Source organism: Amycolatopsis sp. NPDC005961 (genome assembly GCF_040629235.1).
Lineage (GTDB): Bacteria > Actinomycetota > Actinomycetes > Mycobacteriales > Pseudonocardiaceae > Amycolatopsis > Amycolatopsis camponoti.
The window spans coordinates 35,533-48,703 of sequence record NZ_JBEXVF010000043.1 but is presented as its reverse complement, the minus strand read 5'-3'; the positions used below and the strand labels follow the sequence as shown (position 1 = coordinate 48,703).

Here is a 13,171-nt window from a genome sequence, read left to right as displayed (position 1 = left end):
GCCAGCTTCGTCCGGGAAAGACATAAGGACAAGCGAAAATAACTGCATGAACCGTTAAGCTCAGCTGTACGATCAGAGGCATGCTCGACGTCCGCCGCATGCAGGTCCTCCGCGCCGTTATCACCAGTGGGTCGATCACCGCCGCGGCCCGCAACCTCGGCTACACGCCGTCCGCGATCAGCCAGCAGCTCTCGGCGCTGGAACGCGAAGCCGGCACCGAACTGCTCGAACGCGTCGGCCGCGGCGTGCGGCCGACACCGGCGGGCGCGCTGCTGTCCGAGCACGCCGAGACGCTGAGCTCCGAGCTCGCGAAGGCCGAAGCGGCGCTGACCGAGCTGAAGGAAGGCCGCATCGGCCGCGTCGCCATCCGCTACTTCTCGACGGCCGGCGCGTCCCTGGTCGCGCCCGCCACGGCCGCGGTCCGCCGCGAGCACCCCGGCGTCCGCCTGGACCTCAAGCTGGTCGAGCCCGACGACCCGATGACGGAGGTCGAAGCCGGTGACGCCGACGTCGCGATCACCGTCTTCCCGCGCAAGAGGCAGCCCGGCAAGGGCGTCGAGCTCGTCCACCTGCTCGACGACCCGTACCGCGCCGTGCTGCCGAAGACGCACCCGCTGGCCCGCAAGCGCGTGCTCGACCTGACGGAGTTCGCCGAGGAGCCGTGGGTCGGCGTCGACGGCCTGCCGGGCGTCTGCCGCGACATCCTGGACAGCGCCTGCGCGTCCGCCGGGTTCGCGCCGAACGTCGTGGTCGAGTCCGAGGACTACCAGACGGCGCAGGGGTTCGTGGCCGCCGGCATCGGCGTCGGCCTGATCCCGGAGCTGGGGCTCGGCGCGCTGCACCCCGGCGTCGTCGTCCGCAAGATCCGCAACCCGGAGCCGGTCCGCGCGATCCACGCCGCGGTCGCGTCACGGGCCTGGGGCCACCCGGCCGTCCGCACGCTGCTCGAAGCCATGCGCGCGGCGACCGCCAAGGTGGCTTAGACGAAGAACAGCTCCGAGACGAGGATCCCGACCAGCACGGCCGCGAGGATCGCGGCGATGGTGATCAGCGTCTTCTTCGACACCGGCAGGGTCCACGCCCCGGCCTGCGGTTGGGGTCCGGGCGCGGGCGACGGCGCGTACTGCGTCGGCGGCGGTACCGGCTGCATCCGCTGTGTCTCCTCGGCCGAGGAGTAGCCGGGCGCGGCGACCGGGACCTGCTGCTGGAACTGGGGTCCCGACGACGGCATCGGCGGTGCCGCGGCCGCCAGCCCCGGGTTGAACGGCGGGGGCGGAGGCGGCGGGATCCCGGGGTTGGTCGGCGGGATGAACGCCGTCTCGCGGCCTTCGGTGATCGCGCTCAGCGAACGGACCGTGTCGGCCATCGTCGGCCGGGTCGTCGGGTCCGGGCGCAGCATCTTGCGCAGCGCCGCGGTCAGCACGCCCGCGTTCTGCGCCGGCCGCTCGGACGACTGCCCGTCCTCCCCGAACGGCGGCACGCCCTCGACGGACGTGTACAGCGTCGCGCCGAGGGAGAAGACGTCCGCGGCCGGCGTCGGGGGCAGCCCCCGCGCGACCTCAGGCGCCACGTAGGCCGCGTGGGGCCCGCCGCCGCTGATGCCGATGTCGGTGAGCTTCACGCCGCCGTCGTCGGCCAGCAGCACCGTGCCCGGCTCGAGCGTGCGGTGCACGAACCCGGCCGTGTGGATCGCGGAGAGCGCGTTGCCGAGCTGGATCCCCAGCTGCGCCGCCTGGTCGGGGGTGAGGCGGCCGTGCTCGGCGAGGAACGTCGCCATGCTGCGCGACGGGATGTACTCCATCACCAGCCAGACGTCCTGGCCGTCGGGCAGCACGTCGAACACCTTGATCGCGCTGGGGTGCTCGATCCGGGCCGCGTCCTTGCCCTCCTGCATGGCACCCGCGCGCGCCTGCTCGGCGCGCTCGCCCGCGCCGACCGGCAGGTACATCCGCTTCATCGCGACGGTGCGGAAGAGCCGCGTGTCGAACGCCAGCCACACGATGCCCGCGCGGCCGCGGCCGATCGGCTGGTCCAGCCGGAACCGGCCGCCGACGATGGTGCCTTCAGAGCTCAACACAAACCTCGGTTTACGGCGTGGTGGACGGGGAAGGCGTGGTCGTGGGGGTGTCGGAGGTCGGCGGAGCCTCCGAAGTCGTCGGCTTCGCCGAAGTCGTCTTCGGAGTCGTCGTCTTCTCCGGCTCAGTCTGCCGAGAGGTCGTGCGCTTCGACGAGGTCGTCTCCGACACGGGCGGCGGAACGTCGGCCGTCTCGGTCGGCTCCTCCGTCGTCGAAACCTGCGACGACGACGTCGCGACCGGGGTCGGCTTGTTGCTCGAAATCGGCGAGGCAGGCGTTTCCGGGTTGTTCGGGCTCAGCAGCCAGACGGCCATGGCGACCAGGCCCACGACCACGATGCCGCCGATGATCGCCGGGCGCTTCCAGGCACCGGGCTTCTCGTCGTCATCGTCGGCCGGGCTGGTCTGCGCGCGCCGCGGCGGGGGCGGCGGGGCGGGCTCGTCGTCGTAGTCGTCGTAATCGTCGGCGTACGGGCCCTGGTCGTGCGGGGGCACCGGCACCGCGCGGGTCGCGGCGAGGCCGGGAGGCACGCCTCCGGCCGCGTACTGCTGCTCGTCGTCGCGGTAGCGGCCGTACCCGTCGTAGTCGTCCTCCGGGTAGCCGGTGCCCTCCGGGTAGTCGTCCTCGTCGTAGTACGGCACGGCCTGCGTCGGGGCCTGGTTGTCGAGCAGGCTGCCCGAGTGGCCCGCGGGGATCTCGTCGAACATCTGGGTCGCGTTCGGGTCCGCGGCGGCGGCCGCGCCCAGTGCGCCCGCTCCCAGGACACCCGCCGACGGCGCCATCATGGTCTCGTCCGACGGCCCGCCGAGCGGAAGCTCACCGCGCGCGACGGCCGCGAGCAGCTCTTCGCACTCTTCTGCGGTCGGCCGGTGCTGGATGTCCGGGTGCAATAGCACGGCCAGGACGCTGGCCAGCGGGCCGGACTGGCGCGGCGGGTTGATCTGCCCGGCCGCGACCGCGTGCAGCAGGCTCAGCGTGTTCTCGGACAGGCCGAACGGCGGCTGGCCCTCGCAGGCGGCGTAGAGCGTGGACCCGAGGGAGAAGACGTCGGACTCCGGGCCGGGGTCGCCGCCGATCGCGACCTCGGGGGCCAGGTACGCCGGGGTGCCGGCGATCATCCCGGTCTTGGTGACCGTGACGTCGTCCTTGGCGCGGGAGATGCCGAAGTCGGTGATCTTCACGACGCCGTTGGCGCCGAGCAGGATGTTGCCCGGCTTGATGTCGCGGTGGACGATGCCGACCGCGTGCGCCTCGCGCAGCGCCGCGGCGACCTGGGCGCCGATGCGCGCCACCTCGGTCGGCGGCAGCGTGCGGCGTTCCTGCAGCACGGCGGCCAGGCTGGTGGAGTTGAGGTACTCCATGATCAGGCACGGCTGCCCGTTGTCGTCCGTGACGACGTCGAAGACGGAGATCGCGTTCGGGTGGTGCAGGCGGGCGGCGATCCGGCCCTCGCGCATCGTCCGCTGCCGGGCGTCCTCGGCGTCGTGCTCGTCCAGGTGCGGCTGGAGCAGAAGCTGCTTGATGGCCACGGTGCGGCCCAGGACTTCGTCATGCGCCTGCCAGACGGCCCCCATCGCGCCCGTGCCGATCCGGCCGGCGATGCGGTACCGACCGGCGACCAGGCGACCCTCGTCGCTCACGCGACCTCCCTTTGGGCTCCGACTTCACCAGGGCGTGAGGATCGGTGCCTGGTGACGCGGCCACGCGCACGCCGCTTCGCTGGAGCGTATGCACATGTCGTGGGCTGTGGGCCGCCTCTCCCGAGATCGGCCCGTGACAAGGCTAGGCGCTCACTCTGCGCACACGAATCCGGTACAGGCACTTGAACCACGGGTGAAGGCGTGATCGCCCAGGGCTACATGTATTGGGCCGAGACGAGCTCGGCTTCGGTGATCAAACCGCCCGTGTCGGCGACCCGGAACAGCTGGGTCACGCGCACCAGGGCGCCGTCCGGCCGGTGGAGCGTCGCGACCGCGAGGATCGAGCCGTCCGGGTTGATCTGCGTGTCGGCCTCCTGGACGTCGATGGCGTCCATCGAGCTCCACGTGCGGACCAGCTCACCGGCCGCGCCGTCGGCCAGCGACGGGCTCAGCAGCGCGAGCGCGCCCGCCGAATCCCGCGCGATGGCGGCGTAGAAGTCCTTGACGGCCTGGATCTTCCGGCTCGCGCTGCGCGCGTCGGCGGCCTTGTCCGGCACCTCGTTCGTGGTGGCCGGCGCGGCCTGGGTCCGCGGACCGCTGCCGGTCGACTCGTCGGCCGACGGGCCGCCTCCGGAGTGCGTGCCCGCGGTCGGGGCGCTGGGCTGCTCGGGCGCGCCGCCGCCGGCTTGGTGCTGCGGGACGGCGAGGCCGCCGAGCTCCGCGGCGCCGGTGAACCCGGCGGGCGTGGACTGGGCGCCTTCGGACACGGCGCGGTGCGCGCTGGTCAGCATCGGCGCGGCGACCACCGCGCCGGCGACGAGCGCCCCGGCGGCGACGAGCCCGGCCAGCTTGGCGCGGCGGACGAACCGGCTCTCCGGCTCGTCGGCGTCCTCGGCCTGCGCCGGCTCGCGCACGGGTTCCGGCCGCGGCGGCAGGAACCGCTGCGGGTCACGGAAGACCTGCTCGAGATAGTCGCGGTCGGCGTCGCCGACGCCGTCGAGAATCTCGGCCGGGATCACGTCCTCGACGCGGACGGCGTTGGGTACCTCACGCCGTGTGCGCTGCCGATCAAGCACGAATGTCCTCGCTCTGGGGTTCCGGGGCGGTCACTCGGCCGTTCGGCCGGGCTTCCGTTGGTCCGGATGGCCGACTCGTGGCCGGTTCCGGATCCGCTGTCGTCAGGTAACCCTGTGCGGACGGGCATCACCAGGCTCTGTCGCCGGAATGCCATCGCGATACGACGAGCGGCAGCTTATGTCACCCACCCGGACCAGGGGTAACCGCTCGGCGCACCGCACGTGCATCGGAACGGGCGAACCGCACGTGCAGGGTCGGTTACTGGCCGTCAGCCGCGATCTTGTCGCCGTCCCCGAACGTCAGCGTGCGCTCTTCGATCGTCTTGGACCCGTCGGTGTGGGTGATCTCGACGGTGTTCACCGTGACGCCGCGCTGCTGGTCGATGCTGATCTTCCGGACCTCGAAGTAGGCGACGCCGGCGTACCGCTCCGCGAGGGCCTGCGGGCCCTGGTCGTGGAGCTCTCCGGTGGTCACCGCCGACGCCGCGGCGGGGTCGGTGGTGACGGTGTTGAAGAACTTCTCCGAGTTGTCGCCCATGGTCTGGGCGTCCGGCGGGAAGGAGTACCACCAGGGCGGCTTGACCGGGGTCTCGCGCTGGGCGGGCGTGACCGCGGGCTTCTGCGGCCGTCCGTTCGGCGTGGTGGTGCCGGACGTCTGCGAACCGGCGCCGCTGTCGGTGATCGGCGGCGAGGGGACGCCGTCGACGGGGCCCGCGCCACCGCCGCTGGTCCGCCCGGCCGGCTTGTCCGGCGTCGGCGTGCTGTCGTCCGGCGCCGGCGTGGAACCGCCCGGCCGGGACGGCGGCTCGGTCTCGCCCGTGGGGTCGATGACGGTCGGCGCGCCCTGGTAGCCGGGCCACGCGCCCTGCACGGCCTGGTCCACCGGCGGTTTCCCGACCAGGTAGGACCCGGCGAAGAGCAGCCCGACGACCACGGCGCCGGACGCGCCGGTGGCGAACCAGGCGGCCTTCCGCCACGTCTTGGGCGGGGTCACGGAGGCGGGCACCGACCCGATGGTGAAGCCGCCGACGCCGAGCCCGTCGATCGGGGGTGCCGCGTAGACGCGGACGTCGTCGTCCTCCTGGTCCACCTGGTCCACGCCGCGCGGCTGCGGGGTGGCCAGCGAGACGCGGGTGCGGCGCGCGGCCTGGTCGGCGCGGGTCTCGGGGCGCGACGGCGCCTCGGGCTCGACGTCGTCCAGGGGCAGGCTGCCGTGCGAGGCGGGGAACAGCGGGGGCGCGGGGCGCCGATCGCGGGGCTGGGGCAGGGACGGCTGGGGGAGCGCGCCGGACGTCGGCTGGGGCAGGGGGAGCCCGCCGGACATCGGCTGCGCGAGCGGAAGGGACCCGGACACGGGCGGGTCGACCGGCGCCGGGCCGGCCGCGTGCCGCCGGCCGGCGCGGTTCTGGGGGAGCGGGGGCGTCCAGCCGTCCGTGCCGCCGAGCCGGTGCCGCCCGGGATGCGCGGGCGCGCCGCCGCGTCCGTGGAACTCCGTGCCTTGGGTCATGCCGACTCGACCACCCGGCGGTCCGGCCGTGACGCCGTCCGGTGGCAGGAGAACCCGATCGGAGCACCATCCTCACGAGCGGCTTCGCGTTCCGAATCCTGCGCAGATGCACGCGCATGCGAGACTGGGCGCGCGGGGCCGGTGCCCCCGCGCGTCCTGCGGGCTCCGCCCGACCCGAACGCAAGGGTCCTCACGGCGTCAACCCTAGGAGCATCCGGCGTAGAAAGTCGCCCCCAAACCTGCAAGTTGCAGAGGTTTCACTCGGTCGGGCGCGACCGAACGGGGGAAAGTGACGCTGCGCAGTCTCACGCAGCGCCATCGGCCCAGTTCAGCGGTTTTCAGCCGCCGGTGCGGTAACGGTCACGCGTCGACTGCAGGGCCTTGGTCGCCACCACGCCGCTACCCGCCGCGAGCAGGATCGCCACGATGTCGAGCGTCGGCCCCCCGGCCGTGAGCAACCAGGCGAACAGCGACGCCGCGGTGGTACCGCCCGCAACGGCCCAGCGACCGCGGACGTACTGCGCGACCGGCGCACCGCCGGCCCGCTTACCCGCCGCGTTGTTCAGCATCGCCAGATACCCCACATGGCCCAGCGCGGCCAGCACGCTCGCGAGCGCGACGATGACGGCGATGAGGTTCACGAGCCAGTCCATGACCACAGTCTGCCCGCAGCCGGGTCACCGGTGCCTCAGGGAAGACCCGGAATTCGGACAACCGTTACCGGCCGAGCCTGCCGCGGCCGAGGTTCAGCAGCGCCATCGCCAGCTGACGGCCATCCGGGCCGAGTTCGCGGTAGCGCTCGAGCACGTCCATCTCGCGGTTGTAGACGATCCGCGTGCCACCGGCGGCCATCCGCGCGGCCCCGATCTCCTTGGACACCTCGACCCGGCGCTTCACCAGCCGCAGGATCTCCTTGTCCAGCCAGTCGATCTCCTGCCGGAGCGACGCGATGTCGTCCCCGGCCGGGGTGTCCTCGGCGGGCTGGCCGTCGGCGTTCGTCGCTTGTGCGTTCATCGGGACCTCTCCCTCGGTGCCCGGATCCGGCCCCTGGGACGGCGACAGCCCCGGGTCCGTGGACTCCGGGGCTGGCGTGATGGCGGTTCGGGCACTACGCGATCACGGGAGCCGGAGTCCGGGTCCCGTAAAAAAATCGCTCTGCGTGGTGCCGCACGGTTATCAGTATGGCACAGCCGCACCGGCTCGTTCCCGGACCGAACGCACCCCGGCATGAACGAAGAGGCTCACCGCGAGCCAGAACATCGGGAAGGCGGGCCAGAAGAACCCGGCGCCCAGCACCGCCCACCGGACGATCGCGACCACGGCGATCGCGACCACGACGGCGAGGTGCAGGCGCAGCGCCGGGTACCGCCGCAGCGCGGCCCGGGTCAGCGGGAAGCCCGGCCGGGCCGGCACGGGCCGCGGCAGGTCGGCGGTGAGCTCGGTCAGCTCGTCGGTGAACCGGGCGGAATAGACGTGGGCGAGGCGCTCTTCGACCTCTTCGAGGGTGAGCCGGCCTTCGGAGCCGGCGGTCTGGACGGTGGTGGCGACGCGTTCGCGATCGGCGTCGGCGGCCCGGATGCGGGCGGTGCGCTTGTCTTCCATGTCCGCCGATGCTCCGCGCGGCGGGCCCGCCGCGCGTCGGACGCCAGGCGACATCTCGCCCTACGCCTGACGCGGTAGCCCACCCGCCCGGGGTAGCGTGGACAGACGATGGACACCCTCTTCGATCTCCCCGCCGAGACCCCCGCGCGCAAGCCCGCTTCCGGCGGGCAGGCCGATCTGCTCGAGGACCTGAACCCGTCCCAGCGCGAAGCCGTCACCCACGCCGGTGGCCCGCTGCTGGTGGTCGCGGGTGCGGGATCGGGCAAGACCCGGGTGCTGACCCGCCGGATCGCCTACCTGCTCGGGCAACGCCGCGTGCACCCGGGCGAGATCATGGCGATCACGTTCACCAACAAGGCCGCCGCCGAGATGCGCGAGCGCGTCGCCGCGCTCGTCGGGCGCCGCGCGAACGCGATGTGGGTGTCGACGTTCCACTCGATGTGCGTGCGGATCCTGCGCCGGGAAGCCAAGACGCTGGACATGTCGTCGAGCTTCTCGATCTACGACTCGGACGACACGAAGCGGCTCATCACGCTCGTGGCGCGGGACCTCGACATCGACCCGAAGCGTTACGCCGCCCGCACTCTGGCCATCCACATCTCGAACCTGAAGAACGAGCTCGTCGACCCCGAAGAGGCGTCGGCCAACGCGGCCAACGACCTCGAGCGGCGCGTCGCCGAGGTCTACGTCGAGTACCAGCGGCGGCTGAACCAGGCCAACGCCTTCGACTTCGACGACCTCATCATGCGCACGGTCTCGCTGCTGCAGGCGTTCCCGGCCGTCGCCGAGTACTACCGGCGGCGCTTCCGCCACGTGCTGGTCGACGAGTACCAGGACACGAACCACGCGCAGTACACGCTGGTCCGCGAGCTGGCCGGGACCACGCCGAACGAATCGGGCGTCGACCCGGCCGAGCTGGTCGTCGTCGGTGACGCGGACCAGTCGATCTACGCCTTCCGCGGCGCGACGATCCGCAACATCGAAGAGTTCGAACGGGACTTCCCGAACGCGCACACCATCCTGCTGGAGCAGAACTACCGCTCCACGCAGACGATCCTGTCCGCGGCCAACGCCGTCATCGAGCGGAACCCGAACCGGCGCGCGAAGCGGCTGTGGACGGATTCGGGCGAGGGCGAGAAGATCGTCGGCTACGTCGCGGACAACGACCACGACGAGGCCGCGTTCGTCGCGAACGAGATCGACGCGCTGGCGGAGAAGGGCGAAGCCGACTACTCCGACGTCGCCGTCTTCTACCGCACCAACAACCAGTCCCGCGTCTTCGAAGAGATCTTCATCCGGCTCGGCCTGCCGTACAAGGTCGTCGGCGGCGTGCGGTTCTACGAGCGGCGCGAAGTCCGCGACATGATCGCGTACCTGCGCGTGCTGGCGAACCCGGACGACACGGTCAGCCTGCGGCGCGTGCTGAACGTGCCCAAGCGCGGCATCGGCGACCGCGCGGAAGCCGTGGTGGCGACGCACGCCGAGCGCGAGCGGGTGTCGTTCGCGGCGGCGCTGCGAGACGCCGCCGAGGGCAAGGTGGCGCTGCTGAACCCGCGCTCGGTCAAGGCGATCAGCGGGTTCGTGGGGATGCTCGACGAGCTGGGCGACCTGATCACTTCCGGCGCGGAGGTCCACGACGTCCTCGAAGCGGTGCTGGAGAAGACCGGCTACCGCGTCGAGCTCGAGGAGTCGGACGACCCGCAGGACCACACGCGCGTGGAGAACCTGGACGAGCTCATCACCGTCGCCCGGGAGTTCACCGAGATCACCGCCGAGGTCGTCGCGGACGAGAACGCCGAGCTGGTCGTGGAGCCCGGGGTGCCGGCGCCGGGCTCGCTGCCCGCGTTCCTCGAACGCGTGTCGCTGGTGGCGGACGCCGATTCGGTGCCTTCGCCCGACGGCGGCGAAGAAGGCGACGGCGGCGCGGGCGTCGTCACGCTGATGACCGTGCACACCGCGAAGGGCCTGGAGTACCCGGTGGTGTTCTGCACCGGCTGGGAGGACGGCGTCTTCCCGCACATGCGCGCGCTGGGCGACCCGACCGAGCTGGCCGAGGAACGGCGGCTGGCGTACGTCGCGATCACGCGGGCGCGCAAGCGGTTGTACGTCTCGCGCGCGATCACGCGGTCGGCTTGGGGGCAGCCGTCGATGAACCCGGCTTCGCGGTTCCTCGACGAGCTGCCGGGCGACCTCGTCGACTGGCGGCGGCTGGAGCCGTCGAGCGGCGGGTTCGGGTTCGGGTCGGGTTCGCGGGGTGGCGGCACGCCGCGCGCGGCGACCACCTGGGGCGGCCGCCGGACGTCTTCACCGTCTTCTTCGGGCACGCCGTCGTTCGGCAAGGGCTGGAAGGACACGGTGGCGCTGAAGCTGGACGTCGGCGACCGGGTCAGCCACGACAAGTACGGCCTGGGCACGGTGATCTCGTGCGACGGCGTCGGCCCGCGCGCCACGGCGACCATCGACTTCGGTGCGGCCGGCAAGGTCCGCCTGATGCTGATCGGCAGCGTGCCGATGGTGAAGCTCTAACACCCGTCCGAGTGAACCCGGCGGCGATCCCGGCGATCGCCGCCGGAATCGTCGTACCCCACCGGTAGAACTGACCCCACGATCGAACACAAGTTCGACGAAGGGGGTAGTGTGGTGTGGACGCGGTGCTGTTTCACCTGTTGGCCGAAGGGGTACAAAAACACCTGCGAGGAGTCCTGGGGTCGGCGGTTCCGGATCGGGGTCCGGGCCCTTCGGGGGCTTCAGGAATGTCTTCGCGTGCGGGAGCGGAGGCGTGCCGGCTGGCCGCCGCCTGGCGAGCGCTGCTCAGGCAGCACGAGCTCGGAGCGGACGGGCGATGTGTCACCTGCGGCCGGGGACGCCGCTGGACGACACGTCGGGCCGCGCGTGTCCGCTCCGCGGGGGGCGCAGGGGGAATTCTGCCCTGGGGCTGGGTGCCGGTGCCGGTCCGGAGGTCCGCGGAGCTGTGCACGGTGTGGCAGGTCGCGGTGGCCTACTTCATCCGCCGGTTGCCGGGCGGGCATCGTTAGCCGTTTCCGGGCGCTGAGCCGTCGTTTGACGCGTCTTTTGCGGCTGAGGGTGATCTCGGGCGAGCCGAGCGGTGTGGAGCGAGCTGGCGGGCTTCCGGCCGCGCTGGCTCGGGTGCGTCCGCTGTCGGGTCGCCGCTCTCGGACGGGAATCCGTCGTGCGTGCGCCGTGTATCGGAGCCGGGTGCCGTCCGGCGCGGGTGTTCACGCGTCTCGGACGGCCGTGGTGTCCCGGCTGGAGCGGATGACCGTTCGCACTCGAACGAGGGGCGTCGTCGGCCCTCGGTGGCGGATCATGGCTCTACAGCCGGGTTTCCCGGTGCGATGGCCCGGTTCGGTGGGCCACCGGTGTGGAGCGAACGGATCAGATGACGATGCCGCGCGCGGCCAGCCAGGGCCGGGGGTCGATCTTCTTGGTGCCGTTCTGCCACACCTCGAAGTGCAGGTGCGGGCCGGTGCTCTGGCCGCGGTTGCCGATCTCGGCGATCTGCTGGCCGCACTTGACCTTCTGGCCCTCCTTGACGGAGAAGCTGTTCATGTGGCCGTAGACCTGGATGGTGCCGTCGTCGAGCTGTACCCGGACCCAGAGGCCGAAGCCGCTGGCGGGGCCGGCCTCGATCACGGTGCCGTCGGAGGCGGCGTAGATCGGGGTGCCGATCGCGTTGGCGATGTCGATGCCGAGGTGGCTCGTGCCCCACCGGGCACCGAAGCCCGAGGTGAAGGTGCCGTGGGCCGGCAGGCAGGTCTTGGGACGAGCGGCTTCTTCGGCGGCCTTCTTGGCGGCGTCGGCTTCACGCTGCTCACGGGCCTGCGTGATCGAAGCACTGTCGGAAAGCTTCGCGGCTTCGGCGGAGGCGTCGATGGCGTGCCCGGCCGGCAGGAGCTCGGGGGCGCCCCCGGTGCCCGCACCTCCCGAGGTGAACGAGGCGCTGGCGTCCTGGCTGTTGGCCAAGGGCGTCACAGCCTGGTCGGAATCGGTGACCGTCTTGAGCGTCGAGCCCGCAGCAGCGGCAGCGAACGCACCGGCCGCGACAGCGGCGACCACAACACGTCCACGGAGGGCCGAGGAGGGCGGGGCGATGCGGTGCGCACCCCGGACACGAACGACTGCACCTTCGAGTGCGTCCTTCAGTGCCGGGGAAGGAGCTTGGCCGCCGGGGGAGCGGTGTGAAGCCAAGACAGAGCCTTCCATCGTCGGGGAGCCGGGTCGAGGACTGCGGGCGGGGGAACCCGGTGAGCCAACCTCGGGGGTGGTTCGCTCGTTGTCCTACTTCGTGACCTGACTGTAATGGGGACCGGGGGACAGTAACGAACGGGCACCGCCGTAAGCAAGATCTGCCCCGTCGGGCGGCCGATCGGGTGGCGCGGATCTTGCGTCCACCTGTGGGGATTACTCAAAGTTAGACGGGGTTTACTACATTGGTTGTGACTTGCCTTACAGACCTTGCGGGCGGTTATGGACCGTCCGACGAGGTTTGCGGCCCAGGGGGCCGGAATAAGGGTCAGCCAGGGGATGTTCAAGCACTCTCGACGCCCGAGCGCATCCTGAGGCGCGCTTTGGGCGCGGATGGCGGCGTGCGCCGAAGGCTCTCGGAGCCGGCCGAGGCGACCGTTCATCGACGCCCGCGAACCGCTCACCGACTCGTGTTTAGATTCGTCTCGTCGGTGTCGGTTTTGTCCGACTTCTCGGGCTTGCGCTCGAGGATTCGCTGGGTTCTCGTGACCGAGTCCCGCGTTCGGCCACTGTCTGATGGGGTAACGCCCGGGAGCCTGACCTCAACTCCGGTGACGCTCGGGCGGCTCTGCGGTGCATGCCCGCCAACCGGGCCGTTCTGCACCCGACGCCATCCGCCGGGCTGGCCCGCTCCCGCACCTGCTCCGGCCGCTAGGCCCGCGCCGTTCTGGACCTCGCGCCGCCCGCCGACCGGCACCGCCCAGGGGTAGCCAGCCCGCCCACCCGCGCTTTCGCACTTCGCGCCGTCCGTCGACCGGCACTGCCCAGCGGCAGCCGGCCCAGGCCCCGCCCGGCTTCCACCGCCAGCCAACCTGCGCCGCTCGCCGACTCGCGGCCCGCTGGGACCTCCCGGTCCGGCCGACCTTGCTAGCGTCGCGGGCGATGCCCCCACGCTCAGAGCCCCCGACCGGGAGCACCCCCGGCTCCCCGGCCTCCCCGCAGGACCCCGCGACCACCGATCCCACCGGCAAGCGGAAGCCTCCTCGCGCACAGACTTCCCGGCA

10 protein-coding genes are annotated in these 13,171 nt (G+C 71.9%); 2 read left to right on the top strand and 8 right to left on the bottom strand.

Going from position 1 to position 13,171, the window contains the following annotated elements; all coding sequences use genetic code 11:
* Positions 1-80: 80 nt before the first annotated feature.
* Complete coding sequence (locus ABZ342_RS31465) at positions 81-983, top strand: LysR family transcriptional regulator (protein WP_155548944.1); 903 nt, start codon at positions 81-83, stop codon at positions 981-983.
* Here ABZ342_RS31465 and ABZ342_RS31460 read toward each other — a convergent pair.
* The 7 genes from ABZ342_RS31460 to ABZ342_RS31430 all read right to left on the bottom strand — a co-directional run bounded on the left by ABZ342_RS31460 (position 980) and on the right by ABZ342_RS31430 (position 7,901).
* On the bottom strand, positions 980-2,074 hold the full coding sequence (locus ABZ342_RS31460) for a serine/threonine-protein kinase (protein WP_360480599.1): 1,095 nt from the start codon (positions 2,072-2,074) through the stop codon (positions 980-982). The genes ABZ342_RS31465 and ABZ342_RS31460 overlap by 4 nt on opposite strands.
* A 13-nt stretch (positions 2,075-2,087) precedes the next feature.
* Positions 2,088-3,716 carry a serine/threonine-protein kinase gene (locus ABZ342_RS31455; RefSeq protein ID WP_360480596.1) on the bottom strand — a complete coding sequence of 543 codons (1,629 nt, stop codon included), beginning with the start codon at positions 3,714-3,716 and terminating at the stop codon, positions 2,088-2,090.
* A gap of 215 nt (positions 3,717-3,931) precedes the next feature.
* Positions 3,932-4,792, bottom strand: a complete 861-nt coding sequence (locus ABZ342_RS31450) for a hypothetical protein (protein ID WP_360480593.1) — start codon at positions 4,790-4,792, stop codon at positions 3,932-3,934.
* A gap of 259 nt (positions 4,793-5,051) precedes the next feature.
* Entirely contained in the window at positions 5,052-6,299 is a 1,248-nt protein-coding gene (locus ABZ342_RS31445) for a hypothetical protein (protein ID WP_360480590.1), read from the bottom strand.
* Between the two features lie 338 nt (positions 6,300-6,637).
* The gene (locus ABZ342_RS31440) at positions 6,638-6,952 is read right to left on the bottom strand and encodes a hypothetical protein (RefSeq protein ID WP_155548948.1); all 315 of its coding nucleotides are present in this window, start codon (positions 6,950-6,952) and stop codon (positions 6,638-6,640) included.
* Between the two features lie 64 nt (positions 6,953-7,016).
* Positions 7,017-7,313: a chorismate mutase gene (locus ABZ342_RS31435; protein ID WP_360480587.1), complete on the bottom strand. Its 297-nt coding sequence runs from the start codon at positions 7,311-7,313 to the stop codon at positions 7,017-7,019.
* A 162-nt stretch (positions 7,314-7,475) separates the two neighbouring features.
* On the bottom strand, positions 7,476-7,901 hold the full coding sequence (locus ABZ342_RS31430; RefSeq protein ID WP_360480584.1) for a DUF1707 domain-containing protein: 426 nt from the start codon (positions 7,899-7,901) through the stop codon (positions 7,476-7,478).
* A gap of 108 nt (positions 7,902-8,009) precedes the next feature.
* Here ABZ342_RS31430 and pcrA point away from each other — a divergent pair, with 108 nt between their 5' ends.
* On the top strand, positions 8,010-10,427 hold the full coding sequence (pcrA, locus tag ABZ342_RS31425; RefSeq protein WP_155548951.1) for a DNA helicase PcrA: 2,418 nt from the start codon (positions 8,010-8,012) through the stop codon (positions 10,425-10,427).
* Positions 10,428-11,297: 870 nt separating this feature from the next.
* Here the strand turns inward: pcrA and ABZ342_RS31420 are convergent.
* Positions 11,298-11,978 carry a M23 family metallopeptidase gene (locus tag ABZ342_RS31420; RefSeq protein WP_155548952.1) on the bottom strand — a complete coding sequence of 227 codons (681 nt, stop codon included), beginning with the start codon at positions 11,976-11,978 and terminating at the stop codon, positions 11,298-11,300.
* Positions 11,979-13,171 lie beyond the last annotated feature (1,193 nt).